Raw genomic sequence first — 17,372 nt, forward strand, 5'->3', positions numbered from 1 at the left:
TGAGCACACATGCTGGAAGCCTGCCCTGCCGACAGCCCGATCTCGATACGATGTGCAGAAGTCGGATCGGGAGACGATCCCGCGGACGGCTGAGATCAAAAGGTCGGCCGAGATCACGATCGACGCCTAGGTGAGCGAAGGATGCAGCAATGAGCGCAGACGCGGTAGTCATCGGCAGCGGCGTGATGGGGGCTTCGATCGCCTATTCACTGGCCAGACGCGGATACGCGGTCACCGTCGTCGACAAGAAATCGGGACCGGCCCAGGGATCGACCGGGGCCACGAGTGCGATCGTTCGCTTCACCTATTCACTGCGAGACTCCATCGCCATGGCCTGGGAGTCCAAGCATCTGTGGGAGAACCTCCGAGACCACCTCCAGGCACCGGAAGCGGAGCCGGTGGCGGACTTCATCCGCACCGGCATGGCCGTCATCGACATTCCCGGACTGCTTCCACCCACCCTCCGGTCCCACTTCGACGATCTCGCAATCCCCTACGCCGAATGGGACGCAGTCGAGCTCTCGCGGGAGCTGCCCGGAATCGACGTCTCGAACTACCACCCGCCCGTGCGTCCCGATGATCCGGCGTTCCTCGACGACAGTGCTGAGGAGGCGAATGCCCTGTACACACCGGACGGCGGGTACATCTCCGACCCCGTCCTGGCCACGGAGAATTTCGTCCGCGCCGCCCAACGACACGGCGCACAGTTCCTCTACAACGCCGAAGTCATCGCCCTAGACCACCGAGTCCTCGACCGACAGCAGACTGTCGGCAGCGCGCCCGAAGACGTGACCGAGGGCGTACCTAGCAAAGCAGGCGCACCTGACGAAGGAGGCGATTCCAGCGAGGGACGCGCCGCTTGGAGCATCGACCTTGCCGACGGCCGGGTCCTCGATGCCGCTGTGGTGGTGAACGCAGCCGGTCCTTGGTCCTCGAGACTCAACGAGCTCGCCGGCGTCGGATCGGACCACGGGGTCTCGCTGACTCCGCTGCGCCAGGAGGTCCACACTCTGCCGGCTGAATCGACCGTCATCCGCGCCGATGGCTCCCGCATCCCTGCACTCCTCGATGCCGGCATCGGCACCTATATGCGCGCCGAGGTAGGAGGGCAGCTGCTCATCGGAGGCTCAGAACCCGAGTGCGACGAACTCGAATGGGTGGATGACCCCGACGAGGTGTCGATGAGTGTTCGACCCGAGCAGTTCGAGACGCAGTCCCTGCGCGCAGCCAAACGATTCAACGACATCACGATCCCGAACCGAGCGCGCGGAGTTGTCGGCGTCTACGACGTCGCCGCGGACTGGACGCCCATCTACGATCAGTCAGAGGCAGATGGCTTCTATCAGGCCGTCGGCACCAGCGGCAATCAGTTCAAGAACGCACCGATGGTCGGTGAGCTCATGGCAGGCCTCATCGACGCCGTCGAAGCCGGCCACGATCACGACAATGATCCTGTCCGGATACCACTCAATCTCACGGGCGAAGAGTTGGACCTGGGCACCTTCTCCCGCCTGCGCACACCAGCAGGAACCAGCGGCAATGTGATGGGCTGATCTCGACTGAACACATGCGAGTGCCGGTAGATGAGAAATACTGAACATTCGGGCTGCGGCAACCGCTACTGACCCTGCCGAACTGGTAGTGTCACTCAGCGAGTCAACCAGTTTCGCTCAGCGAAATTTCAGCCTGAATGGGAAATTATGCTCGTACAAATCATTGCGTTGTTGATCTTCGTCGCCCTGTTCGCAATCGGCGCGATCCGGGGTGTGCAGATCGGCGTGCTCATGCTCGTCGGCGCCGCCGGAACCGGCCTGTTCCTGACAGATATGACCGTCGAAAAGATCATTGCGGAGTTCCCGCTGTCCATCATGATCCTGCTGGCCGGGGTCACCTACTTCTTCGCCATTGCGCAGGAGAACGGGACCGTCGACAAGATCATCGACTGGGCGCTGGAGAAGGTCGGATCCTCTGCTGTCCTCCTGCCGATCGTCTTCTTCGTCATCACGGCAGGCATCGCCTCCATGGGTGCACCCCTGGCCGGCCTCGTCATGATGCCGGTCGGCATGCAGGTGGCCCGCAAGTACGGAGTCGACTACGCACTGATGGGTCTCGCGATCTGCTTCGCCATCGGCGCCGGCGGGTTCGCCCCGACCAGCCTCTACGGCATCGTCACCTACAGCACCGCCCATGATGCGGGAATCGATCTGTCTCCCTTCCTGCTCTTCGGCATCGCGGTCGTCGTCTACCTCGTGATGCTCGCCGTCGCCTACTTCATGTTCGGCCGCAAACTCTTCGGCCGGAAGTCCGCCATGGCCGCTGCAGGATCAGGGAACTCCGGTACACACGCCACTGCGACGAACGAATTCGGAACCACCGGCGACGCTGCCGGTTCGACGATCTCCCGCGGATCCGCCTCGGCGACGAATGTGGCCTTCGGTGAGGATGACGAGGACGAAGCCCTGTTCGACTCCTCAAACTCCTCGGCAAGTGCCGAGTCGGGGCCCTTCACCTTCGTGCAGATCCTCACAGTGGTCCTCATGGTCGGCCTCATCGGTTCGGTCGTGGTTCTGGCCGCGTTCGGCAAAGAACCCGACATCGGTCTGCTCTGCTTCCTCTTCGGTGCGATCCTCTCGCTCGCCGATCCCAAGACAGGCAAGGCCGCTCTGCCCAAGATCGACTGGTCGACGGTTCTGCTCGTCGGCGGCATCATCACCTTCGTCGGTGTTCTGCAGAACATGGGCGCTGTCGACCTCCTCGGCGAGGGTGCCGAAGCGATCGGTTCGCCGCTCATCGCAGCCTTCGTTCTGTGCATCGTCGGCGGACTCGTCTCCGCCTTCGCCTCGACGACAGGCATCCTCGCGGCACTCGTGCCCTTGGCGCTGCCTCTCATCGCCGCCGGCGGAGTCCCCGGTTGGGCGCTCATCGCGGCACTCGGTGTGTGCTCGGCCGTCGTCGACGTCTCACCGTTCTCGACACTGGGTGCCACTGTCGTGGCCACCGCCCCGCAGGATCACAAGGCCAGGCTCACGCGCATCCTCGTGAAGTTCGGTATGTCGATGGTCATCATCGGACCCATCGTCCTCGTCGGCGGCCTCGTCGTCCCGGCCATGTTCTTCTGAGGAATCTGTGGTCCGGGCCCGTTGAGGCGCTCGAACCACAGAGTTCTCATCACGTCAGCGCAGCAGCCGCCGACCGACATACGAATGGTGCCCAGCGAAATTCGCTGGGCACCATTTGTGTGTCGCTTCATTCAGGTCAGCGCAGTTCCTTGACCAGGACGACGAACTCGAGATCATCAACCAGCGGCACCCCGAACCGGTCGTCGCCGTAGGGGAAGGGTTCGATCTCGCCGGTGCGCTCGTAGCCGCGGCGCTCATAGTAGGCGATGAGTTCGGCACGCTTGTTGATGACGCTCATCCGCAGCCAGCGCGCGTTCCAGCGTTCGGCCACCCATGCCTCGGCGAGGTTCATCAGGGCCGATCCCACACCTTGTCCCTGACCTTCCGGGGACACTGCGAGCACGCCGAGGTAGGCGGTACCGTCAACGGGTTCGCGCAGGTAGACGCTGCCGACGGCCAAGCCCTCCGCCGAGCGCACCAAGATCATCGAGGAGTCGGATTCGGCGAGCATTTCGCGGGCCATATCGGCATCGAGTCGCTGACCGCTGAGCAGATCCGCTTCGGTCGTCCACCCCTGTTTCGAGGGTTCGCCACGGTACGCGGAGGCGACCAACGCGACATAGTCGTCGATATCGTCTGGGCCGAGTTCGCTGACATCGAAGCCTGTTTCGTTCAATACCAGAGTGTGAGCATCGACCATGGTGGCGGGGGCATGGGTGGACATAGGTCGGCTCCTTGAGGATGATTGACCGTCGCCGGGAACGGCCGAAAGAACGGGTTGCTCAACAGGTTAGTCGCTCGGGCGCGAACACAACTATAGTTTCACGTATCAGGACTGACACATTCGCCTGCCGGTATGAAATGACCGGCAGCTTCGCCTTTGAGGAGCGTGCATGGACCTCGTGATCTCGGATCAGACGTACACTTTCGCCCAGGATGAGGCGGCTGCCCGCTTCACGGTGAGCCACAACGGCAAGTCCATCGGTCACGTCGACTACATCGACCGCGAGGCCGGCCCGGACGACACGTCCGAATCCGCGGTGCGCACCTTCACCCACACCGAGGTGTCCCCCGCCTATGGTGGCCGCGGCATCGCCGCCCACCTGGTGCGTTATGCCCTGGAGACCAGCGCCGAGGCGGATCTGGCCTTCCGTACGACTTGTTCCTATGTCATGGACTTCTTCCGCAAGAACCCCGAGTTCGACGAGATGCGGGCCTGAGCAGGCACGAACCTGAGGACGTAGCCCACCCAGAGCGTCGCGGCGATGACGACGAAGGCGACGGCGCCCCACAGCAGACCGGGCTCGGCCACCGCCAGCTGCGGAATGTCGCGGCTGGGGATGATCGCAGCGAAGGTGCCCGCCGCCAACGCCCCAAGCCACGATCCGACCATCATCGACACGTGCCTGCGGACCTTGCCGAGGCGAATCGAGATGACGCCGATGGTCGTGGTTGCGAAGGTGAAGATCGCGAGCGCATGGAAGACCGTGAAGCTTCCGCTGAGGGTGTAGATGAACATGCCGCTTATGCATACGAAGTACATGAGGATGACCCATGACCGTCCGATCCATCTGTGTTTGCGGTCCTTGGTTCGTCGGATGAGCTGAACCGGCGCCAGAAGCACAACACCCGAGGCGGCCAGCGCGTGGATTGCTATGAACATCGTTGTCATAGACTTAAGATAGTTCCACTAACCAAGGTCGGCAACGTAGATAGCAGAGTCGGATCTGCTATCCGATTGAGTCGCCGAACCACTGGCGCTCCAACCCGTTCGAGGATGTGGGGATTCGCATGAAACTCAGCGCTCTGGCCGCAGAGTCCGGGGTCTCGACCGCCAGCATCAAGTACTACATCCACGTCGGCATCCTTCCCCCCCCGGCCGGAAGCGGAATGCGACCACGGCCGTCTACTCCCAGGCCCATCTCGATCGCCTTGCCCTCATCACCTGGCTGCGACGAGAGCTCGGGTCCCCGATCGAGTCCATCGCCGCACTGACTCGGTCCATCGATGACGAGTCCTTGGAGAACATCGAACTGATGGGCATCTGTCAGAGGCTGGCTCTGGAGGCGAGCAACGTCCTGAAGTCTGCTGACCCGGCTTCACCTCCCGCCCCTGAATCCTCATCCGTCGAAAACGATATTCGTGGGGTACTTCACGAACTGGGATGGCCGGACATCTCGCCGACCGCAGTGGCTTCGATGGCCGGTGTTCTCGATGAACTCAGCGCCTCGGGATACCAGGTGGGACCGGATACGATTCGTCGCCATATTTAATCCCTGGCCGAGGTCGCCAGCAAGAACACCAGCCCGATCACCGATGATCTGAGCAGAGATCGCATCTGCATCGAGGTGATGCGCGGCATTACGATGCACAACAGACTGCTCATCACGACCAGCGCACTCGTCCACGCCTCCCTGTCCGCCATGCCACGAAGCCCGCCGAATAGCGCACCTGAGACAACGAAATTCGAATGACTTGCAGCGGTTATCACCACTACACTGTGTGAAGACTGCTCTCTGCCGTGCCCATCGGCCACTCCGCAGTCATATCTTTTCAATAACCGAACGACAACCAAGGGAGGATCTGTCGTGGACATCGCCCCGATCATCGACAAGCTCAACACCGGACTGTTCATCAATGGCCAGTGGCGTGAGGCCGAGGGCGGAAAGACCATCGACGTCCTGAACCCCGCGACCGGTGACCTCATCACCACGGTCGCCGACGGAACCGCCGCCGATGCCGCCGAAGCCATCAAGGTCGCCGGCGACACCCAGGAATCCTGGGCCGCCACCCCACCACGCGAACGCGCCGAGATCCTGCGCCGCGCGTTCGAGCTCCTCATCGAACGTGCCGATGACATCGCTGCGGTCATGACCGCCGAGATGGGCAAACCCTTCGCCGAGTCCAAGGGTGAGGTCACCTACGGTGCCGAATTCTTCCGCTGGTTCTCCGAGGAGGCCGTGCGCGTGGGCGGCGAATACACTCAGTCCACCGACGGCAAGACCCGCGTCATGGTCTCTCGCGAACCGGTCGGGCCCTGCATCCTCATCACCCCCTGGAACTTCCCGCTGGCCATGGGCACCCGCAAGATCGGTCCCGCCATCGCCGCCGGATGCACCATGGTGTTCAAACCTGCGAAGCTGACGCCGCTGACCTCGCTCATGCTCGTCGACGTGCTCGTCGAGGCCGGCCTGCCCGCCGGTGTCCTCAACGTCGTCACCTCCGAATCCGCGCGCCGCGTGGTCACCCCGTGGATGGAGTCCGGAATCGCCCGCAAGGTCACCTTCACCGGCTCCACCGAGGTGGGCATCGGTCTGCTCAAGCAGGCTGCCGACAATGTCATGAAGACGTCGATGGAGCTCGGCGGCAACGCCCCGTTCGTCGTCTGCGATGATGCCGACATCGACAAGGCCGTCACCGGTGCGGTCCAGGCGAAGATGCGCAACGGCGGCGAGGCCTGCACCTCGGCGAACCGCCTGTTCGTCCATTCCTCGATCGCCGAGGAATTCTCAACGAAGCTGACCGAGCGCATCGGCTCGATGACCGTCGGCAACGGTCTCGACGAGGGCACCGAGGTGGGCCCGCTGGTCGATCAGGATTCTCTGGACAAGGTCGCCAGTCTCGTTGACGACGCCGTGTCCAAGGGTGCGAAGGTCCTCACCGGCGGGTCGAAGATCGAGGGCAAGGGCTTCTTCTACTCCCCGACCGTCATGACCGATGTGCCACTGGACTCCGAGATCCGCACCACCGAGATCTTCGGGCCCGTGGCCCCCATCGTCACCTTCGACACCGACGAAGAGGGCATCGCCTTAGCCAATGAGACCGAATTCGGCCTGGCCGGCTACCTGTTCAGCGAGAACGTCGAGCGGGCGCTGAACCTGGCCGACAAGATGCAGGTCGGCATGGTCGGCGTCAACACCGGCCTGGTCTCCAATCCTGCCGCGCCCTTCGGCGGCGTGAAGAAGTCCGGCCTGGGGCGCGAGGGCGGAAGCGTGGGCATCGAGGAGTTCCTCGAGGTCAAGTACGTGGCCCTGCCCCGCGCCTGAGACAACACCTCTACCAGGGCCGTCGGTGCTGTCGGCGGCTCACAGCCGCATATCGACCCACTGCTTGACGCCGGCCCGCGGCCGGGTGCCTGCGGTGAAGACCGTGGGCACCTCGTCGAGTGCCATCGCCGGACCCATGATCGCCTCCGTGGGCATCTCCTCAAGGAGATGCACGGCCGCGGCCATGTCCTGCGGGTGCTCGTAGATGAATGAGCCCTTGATGCGCAGCTGCCGCTGCACAATGCTGAAGCTGGAGGCGCCGAGGTGGTGGTGGTCCTCCCCCACCAGGGTCACGGCTGCGAATGGAGCCAGATGGTCAACGACGGCACCGAGTGCCTCCGGCACTCCGGCCGCGTCGATGACGACCTCGGGCGCAGGCCTCTGCCCCGGAGTGAAGACCTGCGCACCGAGTTCGACGGCTAACTGGCGACGCTCATCGTCGGGTTCGCTGACATACGGGTGATGCCCCTGCGCGACGAGGGTGAGGATCGACAGCAGCCCCTGGGCACCGGCCCCGAGCACGAGCACGGTCTCCGACCCTTGGAGGTCCGTGCGGCGAATCGCCGAGGCAGCGACGGCCAACGGTTCTGCGCACACCGCACGCTCGAGACTCATATGGGCATCGAGCCGGTGGCAGAACTCGCTGGGATGGTCGACCACCTCGGCGAGGAAGCCGGGCTGCGTCAGGACTCCCGCGCTCAATCGTGAGGTGCAGGCGGAGGTCATGCCGCGCCGGCAGTATTCGCACCGGCCGCAGGTGATGTTCGGCTCGAGGGCCACCCGGTCGCCGACGGCGAATCCGCAGGCACCGGGGCCCACCTCGGCGATTTCACCGATGCCTTCGTGGCCCAGCCGCCACGGAAGCTGCGGCGGTGTGCGCCGGCCGGTGGCCAGGGTCTGATCGGTCCCGCAGATGCCCACGGCGAGCATGCGGATGCGGAGATCGCCCCTGCCGACCAGGCCCTGCGGCAGGCTGCGGTCGACGATCTCGACGCGGCCGCGTGCTGTGATCTCCGCCGAGCGCATCAGAGCTGGGCTGCCGTCTTGGTGCTCGTCGCCGCGCGCTCGGCATCGCGCTCCACCCGCCACTGGTGGACGAGGTACATGGCGATGGCGATCGAGATGAGGCAGCCGCCGGCCAGGTAGGCGGCCACGAGGTACCAGGAGCCTCCGCCGACGCCGACGAGGAAGGTGGCGATGAACGGGGTGAAGCCGCCGGCGATGGCGCTGGCCAGCTGGTATCCGACTCCGGCACCGCTGTAGCGGAATTCGGGGCTGAACATCTCGGCGAACAGCGGCTGCTGCACGCTGACGACGGCATCGTGGGCGATGTTGATCAGCAGCACCGCGAAGATGACGATGGCCACGATATTGCCGCTCTCGAGGGCGAAGAAGAACGGGATTGCGCACACGAGGCCGACGATTCCGCCGGTGAGGTAGACGCGCAGGCGCCCGAACCGGTCGGAGAGGTAGGCGAACATGGGGATCGTGATGATGCCGAGCCCGCCGACGAGGAGGGTGATGTTGAGCATGATCTGGCGATCGAAGCCGAGCTCGTCGGTGGAGTAGGCCAGGGCGAAGGTCGTCACAATGTACATCGTCAGCAGCTCGATGAACCGCATGCCGATGATCTGGAAGATCTGTGCCGGGTAGCGCTTGAAAGCTTCGAGGATCGGCAGCTTCGCAACCTTGTCCTCCTTGGCGTTCTTGACGCGTTCAAGGTATTCCTCTGACTCTTCAACTCCCGAACGAATCCACAGCCCGACGAGAACGAGGACGGCGCTGAAGATGAAAGGGATTCGCCAGCCCCAGGCGAGGAAGGCCTCCTGTGAGAAGTTTCCGCTCAGAAAGGCCACGAGTCCGGTGGCCAGCAGAAGACCCACGGAGTATCCGATCTGGACGCCGCTGGAGAAGAAGGCCTTCAGCTTCGAGGGAGCGCTTTCGACGGCCATCAGTGCAGCTCCGCCCCATTCGCCGCCCACGGCGACTCCCTGGATGCAGCGCAGGAGCACGAGCAGGGCCGGAGCCCACCAGCCGATCGTTTCGTAGGTGGGGAGGATGCCGATGACGGCAGTGGCGACGCCCATGATCATCATGGTCCAGATGAGCATGGCCTTGCGTCCGAGCTTGTCGCCGAAGTGTCCGAAGATGATTCCGCCCAGGGGCCGGAAGATGAAGCCGACTCCGAATGTGGCGAAGGCGGCCAAGGTGCCGGCGTGGGCGCTGTAGCCGGGGAAGAAGAGTTCACCGAAGACTAAAGCGGCAATGATTCCGTAGAGCAGGAAGTCGTACCATTCGACCACGGCTCCGACGAATGATCCCGCCGCTGCCCGGCGGGCGCGTTTCATGGCCTCGGGGCTCGCTGTCGTCTGGGGCTGTCCTGTGGACATGTCATTCTCCTTCGAATGGTGGAGCTGTCGGTCGTCGGCAGTGCTGTCGGTTCGGGTTAACGCAGATCACATTATCACGCTGTACGCTTATCGCACAGATGTGCACTATGCGCACACGAATATGATCGCTCGGACGTTGTCTGAGTCGTCGCTGTCGTCTTCCATGGAGGATGCGCGTGGCTGCGACCGTTACCCTGGAGAGGTGAAGTCAGAGATGAGTCCCGCCGAAGAGCCGTCGCAGGGCGCCCACTATGTGAAGTCTGCGGAGAAGACCTTGGCCGTTCTCCTCGCCTTCACCGCCGAGACCCCCTATCGCACCGTCACCGAGGTGGCCGCCGCCACCCAGCTGACCCGGGCCGCGGCTCGACGCTTCCTCCTGACACTCGTCGATTTGGGCTACCTGTCGACGGAGGGCTCGCACTTCGCACTCACTCCTCGGGTACTCGACATCGGAGCGGGCTTCCTCGCTGGCCTCGATCTGCCCAAGGTCGCCCAACCGCACCTCAACGACCTGGCTCATGACCTCGACGAATCTGCGACGCTGAGCATCCTCGACGCCGACGACGTCGTCTATATCGCGCGGGCCGCAGCGCCCCGACTTCATGCGGTCACCGTCAATCTGGGAAACCGGCTCCCTGCCTGGGCCACGTCCATGGGGAGGATGCTCATCGCCGAGCTGCCCGAGTCCTTCCAGGAGCAGTTCCTCGCCCGCGTCGAGATCTCGCCGTTCACCGATCACACCGTGTCATCGGCTCACGAACTCGGCCAGGAACTCAACCGAATCCGCAAGCAGGGCTGGTGCTTGGTGTCCCAGGAACTCGATGACGGCCTCCGCGGCCTAGCGGTTCCTATTCGCCGAGGTGGCAACACCCTTGCCGCGCTCAATGTCTCCCTGCATACGTCTCATCTGCGCGGGCTCTCCGTCGAAGACGACCTTGTCCCCCGTCTGCAGCGCGTTGCGGCCTCGATTGCGGAGGACTTCGGTGGCCGCGCCGACTGACGGCGTCAAAGGCACAGTGCTCGAGCCAGCCGGAGCCGGCACGACGCCTGAGCCGTTCGGGCTGTTCGAGCCGCTTGGGAAGCGACCATGATTCTGCCCGAGGTTCGCGACCCGGCGATGGTCACCGTGCGACGGGGTGGAACTCTCAGCGATGACGATCACCGACTGCTGGCGCTGTGGGCAGCCGGCTGCGCCGAGCACGTCATGCATCTCTTCGAATCCGAGGTCCCCGGGGATACACGTGTCCGCGATGCCCTCGCTGCCACACGTGCATGGGCGGGCGGCACCATGCCGATGATGCAGGCGCGCGCCGCCGGTGGGCATGCCATGGGTGCTGCCCGGCCTCTGCGAGGGGCTGCACGGTTCGCCGCCTATTCGGCAGGGCAGGCGGCATGCGTCGGACACGTTGCCGAACACGATCTCGGCGCGGCTGCCTACGCCATCAAGGCCGCCAGCAGTGCGAGTCCCGAGGACCCCGCTGCGGGAAACAAGGAACGTGGTTGGCAGAGAGCGCAGCTGCCCGATCAGGTCCGCAGCCTCGTGCTTGCCGATCAGCGCCGACGCAATTCCATCTGCTGGTTCGTCTTCGACACTGACTGAGTCTGGTGAGCGGCGAAGGACAGTTGTCGCTGCTCAGGCGCGGCGGCGAGCGAGAACGTCGTCGACGGCGCCCAGCTCGGGAGCCTTGTTGGTCCGGATCGCCTTGCGGCCATGTTCCAGCGGGCTGTCCTCGCGGGCGGAGTCGCTGAGCTCAGCACGGTAGCCGAGTTCGGCGGCGAACTGCGCGGCGATGTCCTCGCGGCTGCGGGCCTCGGTCTCGTAGGAGGACGCATCGGCGGCCTTCGCTTCGGGGACCGGGTGCTCAGCCTCTGGGGCGGCCACGTAGCTGGGGATCGGCAGGGGTGTCGGCGACCATGCGCCGCGTGCCTGCAGCCGCTGCATGAACGGATCGTTGACCTTGACGATGTCGACATTCGACGCGGCCGCCACAACCTCGGCGGTGGTGTCTGTGTCCTTGTCTGCGGAGTCGTCTTTGTCCGCAGACTCAGCCTCGGTCGCGGTTGCAGAGTCATCATCGGTCGCGGCTGAAGTCTCTGGTGCCGACTCGGCTGCCGATGCTGTTTCGGCAGAGTCGGTCTTGGCTGCGACTGCTTCCTCATCGCCAGTGGCTGTGCCCTCGGGTGAGGCCTCTTCGACGATGGGGATCGGTCCGGTGAGCAGCACCTGCCGGGTGGTGTGGCCCTCAGCGGCTTCGTTGCGGATGCGCACGACCGGGATCTCGCCGGTGTCGGCTTCTTCCCTGCTCTGCTTCACGCTCGCGTTGCGCTCCATGACCGCACGCGCCCGGGCCGCCTTGGTCGAGCTTGCCGACCGTGCCTCAGCAGTCCCGGATCCTGCGGTCTTCGAGGCCGTAGTCGCCGAGGTGGTGGCCGGCTTCGCAGCAGCCTTCGCCTGAGGCGCGTTGCTGGTCCGAGGCACGTTGCTGGTCCGAGGTGCAGCCTTCGTCCGTGGTACGGCCTTGGTCTGTGGTGCAGCTGTCTTGGTCTTCGCGGTCCGGCCCTCGATCTTCCGGAGGCGGGTCTTGAGTTCACGCCTGCGCAGGTTGAGGGTGCGCACGATGACCAGGGAGACGATCGCGAGCCCGAGGAAGACTCCGGCCAGGGCGATGTGGACGACGGAGAACATCGCGAGCACACTCGTCACCAGCACGCCGAAGACAGACGCGAGGAAGAGCAGGCCAAATCCTCGCGTCATTGTGCCCAGCGATTTCATCGACTCGCGCAGTGTCGTTGCTTTCTCAGTCATCGAATGGTCCTCATCGGCTCCGAAAGTCGGATTGGGAATCTGTGTACCTCGTTTGTCTGTCTCTGCTGTGCCTGTGGTGACGGCCTCGCCGGATCGGCGCTGCGGTGACCGGGGCTGGGTGCGTCCCGGCCGGATCGGAACCGTCCCGGAATCCCCGCCGAGGTGGCTGGAAATTCCGGTACCGCGTCCTGTCGAACCGTGGCCGCCCGATCCCTGCTGGGACTGGTTGAACACGGCGTGGACTGCCGGGTGGAGCATCCGAACGTTGTCGGCCATCGCCGAGGTGGATGCCTCGTGACGACTGTGACTGTCGAGATACGTGGAGCGGGTCTCACCGACCGCCACGGGAAGGGTGGCGCGCTGGTGGGTCTCGTCCACCTCGGCGCTGGCGGAATCTGTGGTCGTCGAACTGGAGTTCGCGTGTCCGTCGATGACGGCGAATTCGGGGGCCTTGGCGGAGAGGCTGAGCTTCGGTGCCTCGGTCATCGGTGCGATAGCGGGTCGGGGAACGCTCGCTTCGATGGTGGCCGAGGAGTGGAAGACTCTCGCTCGTTCGGTGTGGTCGTGGCCGGGGATCTGGGGGTCGGCGGCGATGACCTGTGCCCGATCCGGGACGGTGTCGATCTCGACTCGGGAGAGCTCCGTCGCTGATTTGCGGATCATTGTGGGCACGACAACGACGAAGACCACGATGATGGCGATAACGACGATGATGCTGGTGTCCACACTGCAACCCTAGAGTGCCCGGATCAGCAACGACGTGAAGGACGGTGGTGTGTCGGTCAAACAGGTGTCAAGTTCACGACTTTCTCAGGCTGTGTCGATAGGCGGCGAGGATTCCCTGTGGGACCTCCTCGGCGAACAGGGCGAACGTGCGGTGATCACACCACCTGCCGTCGATGTGCATGTACTTCTCACGCAGACCCTCGTCCCGGAACCCGAGCTTCTCGACGATCCGCAGGCTTGCCGTGTTCTCGGGGCGGATGTTGATCTCGATGCGGTGCAGGCCCAGGGCGAAAAGACAGTGGTCGACGGCCATGGCCACGGCGATGGGGGTGATGCCGCGGCCAGCAACGCGCGAATCGATCCAGTAGCCGATCTGGCCGCTGAGGATGGACCCCCAGCTGATGCTGGAGACGGTGAGTTGGCCGCGGAAGGCACCGCCGACCTCGATCGCCAACGGCACGGACTGTCCCCGCTTGGCCTGCTTGTCATACATGCGGACCATGGTGCGGAAGCCCGGCAGCTGCTGGCCGGGAATCGGCAGCGTCGCATCCCAGGGGCGCAGCCAATCACGGTTGTGCCTGCGGACTTCTCGCCACTGATTCTCGTCGCGCCGGTGGAGCGGGCGCAGCACGATGTCGGACTGCTGATCAGTCAGGATGACTGGCCACAAACGGCTGCCTCCGCTCTTGGGTGCTCCATCAGGGAAGCGTCGCCACGTATTCCTTGAGCCAGCTGTTGAGGTCAGCCCCCAGATCTTCACGAGAGCTGGCGATCTGCACGACGGCCTTGAGGTAGTCGAGCTTGTCGCCCGTATCGTAGCGGGCGCCCTTGAAGATAACGCCGTAGACGCCGTTTCCGCCCTCTTGCTCGGCGAGGACCTGGAGGGCGTCGGTGAGCTGGATTTCATTGCCGCGGCCAGGTTCGGTCGTCTCCAGGACATCGAAGATCTCCGGGGCCAGGACGTAGCGGCCGATGATCGCCAGATTCGACGGGGCCTCCCCCGTCTCAGGCTTCTCGACCAGGCCGGTGACCTTGACGACCTCGTCATCGTCGGTCGCTTCGACGGCGGCGCAGCCGTAGAGGTGGATCGCCCCCGGTGGGACTTCCATGAGTGCGACGACGCTGCCGCCGGTCTCCTCGGCAACTTCGATCATCTTCGGCAGGATCGGGCTGCGTTCGTCGATGAGGTCGTCGCCGAGCAGCACCGCGAACGGCTCCTTACCCACATGCTGGCGGCCCTTGAGCACGGCGTGGCCCAGACCCTTGGGGTCTCCCTGGCGGACGTAGTGGATATCGGCGAGTTCGGAAGCGTGACGAACGGCGGCAAGCTTCTTGTCATCGCCCTTCTTGGCCAGTGCGGCTTCGAGCCCGTCGACCCGGTCGAAGTGATCCTCCAAGGGTCGCTTGTTGCGACCGGTGATCATGAGGAGGTCCTGCAGTCCCGCGTCGGCCGCCTCTTCGACGACGTACTGGATGGCAGGCTTGTCGACGACTGGCAACATCTCCTTTGGAGTCGCCTTGGTGGCTGGGAGGAAACGGGTACCCAGGCCGGCCACGGGGATCACGGCCTTGCGCACTGTGCGCTGCGATTCATCACTCATGTCGTTCATCTTAACCATGGAAGGTGGCCCCGATTAAGCTTATGCGTGTGGATGCAGAAACTTCAAAGGCGCAATTGCGGAAGCGCATACGTTCCGAACGTGCGGCCCGAGCTGCGGCGGAGGCCGAATCGTCGGGCGCCGAGTACGTCTCGTCGATCGCCGAATCCGCGTGGCAGGTGGTCAAGAGCCTGCGACCGGACCTCGATCTCACAGGCTGTTCGATGCTCGCCTACGCCGCCCTGGCGGGCGAGCCCGATCTTGATCCGACCATCGACCGGTTCCTCGCCCACGGCGGCACCGTCTACCTACCCGTGGTCACGAGTGTCGGTCACGCACTCATGTTCGGTGCTGTCACCGGCTCCATGTCCACCCTCGAACCTCGCGGTAAGTGGGGCATCCGTGAACCGTCCCCTTCCCTGACCGCGTCTGCTCTTCTGGCCGCCGAGGTGGCCCCCGACCTGATATTCGTCCCCGCCCTCGGGTTCGGGCCCGGTGGTGCCCGACTGGGCAACGGCGGCGGATTCTACGACCGTACGTTCGGCCCCCAGGGCGAGGTGCCGCTGTCCGGAGCGGAGGACGAGGAGCCGCTGGCAGACGGCGCTCGCACTGATGGTGAACGCACTGAGCCTGCCTCTATCTACGGTGTCTGCTTCTCTTCCGAGCTCAACCTCCCGGGCCTCACCATTGAGCCGTGGGATCTGCAGATCTCCCAAGCCGTCACCGATCACGGCGTCCACACTCTCGACTGAACCGAGTTCCTTGGAGTCACTGGCGCGTACGCACTTGTGGATGGGACGACAGCGTTGCGGGCACCTGACCCCGTGCGTTATCAGTGTGCGAGGCCAGTGGACTATAATCTTCTCGTCGAAGAAAGGTCTCGAATGCCCGTTTACTCCTACGCCTGCAAGAGCTGTGGTCATGCTTTTGATATTCACCAGGATTTCAGCGATGACTCGCTCACGGTCTGCCCCGAATGTCAGGGACGCCTGAAGAAGGTCTTCGGCACGGTGGGCATCAGCTTCAAAGGCTCAGGCTTCTACGCCACTGACTCCCGCGCGAGCAATTCGAGCACAGTGCCCTCCTCTTCGAGCTCGTCGAATTCCGACTCGTCATCGAGTTCTTCGAAGGAATCCTCGAGTTCATCGGATTCGTCCTCAAAGACTTCCAGCTCCCCGGCCAAGAGTGCCGCGGCAAGCAGCAGCGCCTCTTCCGACTGACTTCACCGCACTTCCCTGTGAACTCTGCGTTCACTAGTGTGCGATTCCCCTGTGGACACACACCGGCTATCCACATGCCAAATCCGTGCCCTTGGCCTAGGACTGTGAGCACAGCAAAGCTCTGGGCATGGGAATCATTCACCGCATCAGAGCCGGCATCTCCACCTGGTCGAAGTCCTCACGGGTCAAACCACAGCGCATCATCGCCGCTGTCTGCTTCGCGTGTGCATGCGCGCTCGTGGTGTGGGTGCTCACCCCTGATCCGGGTGGGACACCCATCGTCGTCGCCAACCGGAATCTGCCGCCGGGATCGCAGCTGCGAACTCAGGACCTGACCCTTGTCGAATTTCCGGCACGACTCGTGCCAGACAAGGCCTTCACCTCGGTCTCGGATGCCGATCACAAACGCACTTCGGCGGGCCTGTCCAAAGGTTCGCCGCTGACACAGTCGGCGGTCCTTGATCAGCAGGCTCTGCCCGACGGCAGTACGGACCTCCTCATGCCAGTGCGTCTGGCCGACGATGCGTCGGCGGCACTGCTGCAGCCGGGACAGAGAATCCGCCTGTTCAGCTCCCTGCCCGATGGAGGTTCTGACATCGTCGTGAAGGAAGTGACAATAGCCCGGCTGGTCGACAAAGGCGAAGGCATTTCAGCAGAATCAGGGCAGCTTGTTTCGGTGATATTGTCCTCGGGTGATGCAGCTCGGATCGCAGAATTCGCCGGGATGCCGATCAGCTTTGCGATTCTTCCGGACTGATTCTCTGGTGGGTCCCTGATGGCCCATCAATGACTTCTCGATGACGCGGGACTGACGTCGCAATGCCGGTTAGAGCCGTATTCGCCGGGATCTTTCGCGTCAGAATAGCGTGCATGTCTTCGGCGTGTAGACGAGTTACCTGTGTGTATCATGTAACGGTAATAGAAGATTTTCACATCGCATTATTGTTTACAAATACGCCGAAAGGGTGCCTCTAATGCTTAAAGGATTCAGAGACTTCATTCTCCAGGGGAATGTCGTCGAACTCGCAACTGCGGTGATCATCGGCGGCGCCTTCACAGCAATCGTGACGGCCTTCTCCGACAAGATCATCAACCCGCTCATCGCCGCTGTCGGCGGTGCGGAAGGACCTGCTCTGTCCTTCCAGATCAAGGAGAACGTCCCCGAGACGACCATTGATCTGGGCGCCGTGATCACAGCAGCGATCAACTTCCTGATCGTCGCCGCCATCGTCTACTTCATCATCATCGTCCCGATGAACAAGCTCAACGAACTGCGCAAGCGCGGAGCACCCGAGGAAGAAGTTCCTCCGACCACCGAGGACCTCCTCGGCGACATCCGCGAAATCCTCCGGACTCAGGCGGCCACCACCGCCGGTGGCCCGGGCGAAGGCCCTGCCAGCACGGCCGGCCCGTTCGACGACACCGAGTCGACCGAGCCCCCGCGCCACTGATTCGCACAAGCGTCAC

General features: G+C 63.6%; 19 protein-coding genes and 1 pseudogene. 12 read left to right on the plus strand and 8 right to left on the minus strand.

What is annotated here, in order from left to right; translation table 11 throughout:
• Positions 1-149 precede the first annotated feature (149 nt).
• Positions 150-1,553, plus strand: coding sequence for an NAD(P)/FAD-dependent oxidoreductase (locus tag BAUR9175_RS02965; protein ID WP_009881929.1), 1,404 nt, complete (start codon positions 150-152; stop codon positions 1,551-1,553).
• Positions 1,554-1,700: 147 nt separating this feature from the next.
• A complete protein-coding gene (locus BAUR9175_RS02970; RefSeq protein ID WP_101582943.1) occupies positions 1,701-3,119 on the plus strand; it encodes an SLC13 family permease in 1,419 nt (472 codons plus the stop codon).
• A gap of 136 nt (positions 3,120-3,255) precedes the next feature.
• Here the strand turns inward: BAUR9175_RS02970 and BAUR9175_RS02975 are convergent, their stop codons facing one another.
• A complete protein-coding gene (locus BAUR9175_RS02975; protein ID WP_101582944.1) occupies positions 3,256-3,843 on the minus strand; it encodes a GNAT family N-acetyltransferase in 588 nt (195 codons plus the stop codon).
• A 169-nt stretch (positions 3,844-4,012) separates the two neighbouring features.
• On the opposite strand from BAUR9175_RS02975, the gene BAUR9175_RS02980 reads away from it, so the two are divergent.
• Positions 4,013-4,339, plus strand: coding sequence for a GNAT family N-acetyltransferase (locus tag BAUR9175_RS02980; RefSeq protein WP_009881926.1), 327 nt, complete (start codon positions 4,013-4,015; stop codon positions 4,337-4,339).
• On the opposite strand, the gene BAUR9175_RS02985 is transcribed toward BAUR9175_RS02980, so the two are convergent.
• Complete coding sequence (locus BAUR9175_RS02985; protein ID WP_035278249.1) at positions 4,285-4,791, minus strand: DUF2306 domain-containing protein; 507 nt, start codon at positions 4,789-4,791, stop codon at positions 4,285-4,287. The genes BAUR9175_RS02980 and BAUR9175_RS02985 overlap by 55 nt on opposite strands.
• A gap of 119 nt (positions 4,792-4,910) precedes the next feature.
• Here BAUR9175_RS02985 and BAUR9175_RS19910 point away from each other — a divergent pair, with 119 nt between their 5' ends.
• The 3 genes from BAUR9175_RS19910 (at position 4,911) to BAUR9175_RS02995 (ending at position 7,165) form a co-directional block, all read left to right on the plus strand.
• Positions 4,911-5,114, plus strand: coding sequence for a MerR family transcriptional regulator (locus BAUR9175_RS19910; protein WP_371860643.1), 204 nt, complete (start codon positions 4,911-4,913; stop codon positions 5,112-5,114).
• Positions 5,115-5,137: 23 nt separating this feature from the next.
• Positions 5,138-5,392 carry a thioredoxin domain-containing protein gene (locus BAUR9175_RS02990; RefSeq protein ID WP_101582946.1) on the plus strand — a complete coding sequence of 85 codons (255 nt, stop codon included), beginning with the start codon at positions 5,138-5,140 and terminating at the stop codon, positions 5,390-5,392.
• A 315-nt stretch (positions 5,393-5,707) separates the two neighbouring features.
• Positions 5,708-7,165: an NAD-dependent succinate-semialdehyde dehydrogenase gene (locus tag BAUR9175_RS02995; protein WP_101582948.1), complete on the plus strand. Its 1,458-nt coding sequence runs from the start codon at positions 5,708-5,710 to the stop codon at positions 7,163-7,165.
• A 39-nt stretch (positions 7,166-7,204) separates the two neighbouring features.
• Here the strand turns inward: BAUR9175_RS02995 and BAUR9175_RS03000 are convergent, their stop codons facing one another.
• Together BAUR9175_RS03000 and shiA are read right to left on the minus strand one after the other, a co-directional pair.
• Positions 7,205-8,191 carry a zinc-dependent alcohol dehydrogenase gene (locus BAUR9175_RS03000; RefSeq protein ID WP_101582950.1) on the minus strand — a complete coding sequence of 329 codons (987 nt, stop codon included), beginning with the start codon at positions 8,189-8,191 and terminating at the stop codon, positions 7,205-7,207.
• Positions 8,191-9,555 carry a shikimate transporter gene (shiA, locus tag BAUR9175_RS03005; protein ID WP_096162979.1) on the minus strand — a complete coding sequence of 455 codons (1,365 nt, stop codon included), beginning with the start codon at positions 9,553-9,555 and terminating at the stop codon, positions 8,191-8,193. The genes BAUR9175_RS03000 and shiA overlap by 1 nt, the downstream gene beginning before the upstream one ends.
• 202 nt (positions 9,556-9,757) lie before the next feature.
• On the opposite strand from shiA, the gene BAUR9175_RS03010 reads away from it, so the two are divergent.
• Positions 9,758-10,555, plus strand: coding sequence for an IclR family transcriptional regulator domain-containing protein (locus BAUR9175_RS03010; RefSeq protein WP_240513708.1), 798 nt, complete (start codon positions 9,758-9,760; stop codon positions 10,553-10,555).
• A gap of 87 nt (positions 10,556-10,642) precedes the next feature.
• On the plus strand, positions 10,643-11,155 hold the full coding sequence (locus BAUR9175_RS03015) for a putative immunity protein (protein ID WP_096162980.1): 513 nt from the start codon (positions 10,643-10,645) through the stop codon (positions 11,153-11,155).
• Positions 11,156-11,188: 33 nt separating this feature from the next.
• Here the strand turns inward: BAUR9175_RS03015 and BAUR9175_RS03020 are convergent, their stop codons facing one another.
• From BAUR9175_RS03020 to galU, 3 genes are all read right to left on the minus strand, one after another.
• Positions 11,189-13,087 carry a hypothetical protein gene (locus BAUR9175_RS03020; protein ID WP_009881917.1) on the minus strand — a complete coding sequence of 633 codons (1,899 nt, stop codon included), beginning with the start codon at positions 13,085-13,087 and terminating at the stop codon, positions 11,189-11,191.
• Between the two features lie 73 nt (positions 13,088-13,160).
• Positions 13,161-13,757 carry a GNAT family N-acetyltransferase gene (locus tag BAUR9175_RS03025; protein WP_009881916.1) on the minus strand — a complete coding sequence of 199 codons (597 nt, stop codon included), beginning with the start codon at positions 13,755-13,757 and terminating at the stop codon, positions 13,161-13,163.
• 28 nt (positions 13,758-13,785) lie between these two features.
• Positions 13,786-14,688, minus strand: coding sequence for a UTP--glucose-1-phosphate uridylyltransferase GalU (galU, locus tag BAUR9175_RS03030; protein ID WP_101582952.1), 903 nt, complete (start codon positions 14,686-14,688; stop codon positions 13,786-13,788).
• Between the two features lie 41 nt (positions 14,689-14,729).
• On the opposite strand from galU, the gene BAUR9175_RS03035 reads away from it, so the two are divergent.
• Both BAUR9175_RS03035 and BAUR9175_RS19850 read left to right on the plus strand, forming a co-directional pair.
• Positions 14,730-15,437: a 5-formyltetrahydrofolate cyclo-ligase gene (locus BAUR9175_RS03035; RefSeq protein WP_009881914.1), complete on the plus strand. Its 708-nt coding sequence runs from the start codon at positions 14,730-14,732 to the stop codon at positions 15,435-15,437.
• Between the two features lie 132 nt (positions 15,438-15,569).
• Positions 15,570-15,710, plus strand: a pseudogene (locus BAUR9175_RS19850) (FmdB family zinc ribbon protein); the annotation flags it as partial.
• Positions 15,711-15,724: 14 nt separating this feature from the next.
• Here BAUR9175_RS19850 and BAUR9175_RS19855 read toward each other — a convergent pair.
• Entirely contained in the window at positions 15,725-15,868 is a 144-nt protein-coding gene (locus BAUR9175_RS19855) for a hypothetical protein (protein ID WP_307722855.1), read from the minus strand.
• A gap of 164 nt (positions 15,869-16,032) precedes the next feature.
• On the opposite strand from BAUR9175_RS19855, the gene BAUR9175_RS03045 reads away from it, so the two are divergent.
• Both BAUR9175_RS03045 and mscL read left to right on the plus strand, forming a co-directional pair.
• Positions 16,033-16,662: an SAF domain-containing protein gene (locus BAUR9175_RS03045; protein ID WP_101582953.1), complete on the plus strand. Its 630-nt coding sequence runs from the start codon at positions 16,033-16,035 to the stop codon at positions 16,660-16,662.
• Positions 16,663-16,879: 217 nt separating this feature from the next.
• Positions 16,880-17,356 carry a large conductance mechanosensitive channel protein MscL gene (gene mscL / locus BAUR9175_RS03050; RefSeq protein ID WP_009881911.1) on the plus strand — a complete coding sequence of 159 codons (477 nt, stop codon included), beginning with the start codon at positions 16,880-16,882 and terminating at the stop codon, positions 17,354-17,356.
• Positions 17,357-17,372: the final 16 nt, after the last annotated feature.

The sequence above is a fragment of the Brevibacterium aurantiacum genome, assembly GCF_900169065.1.
Taxonomy (GTDB): domain Bacteria; phylum Actinomycetota; class Actinomycetes; order Actinomycetales; family Brevibacteriaceae; genus Brevibacterium; species Brevibacterium aurantiacum.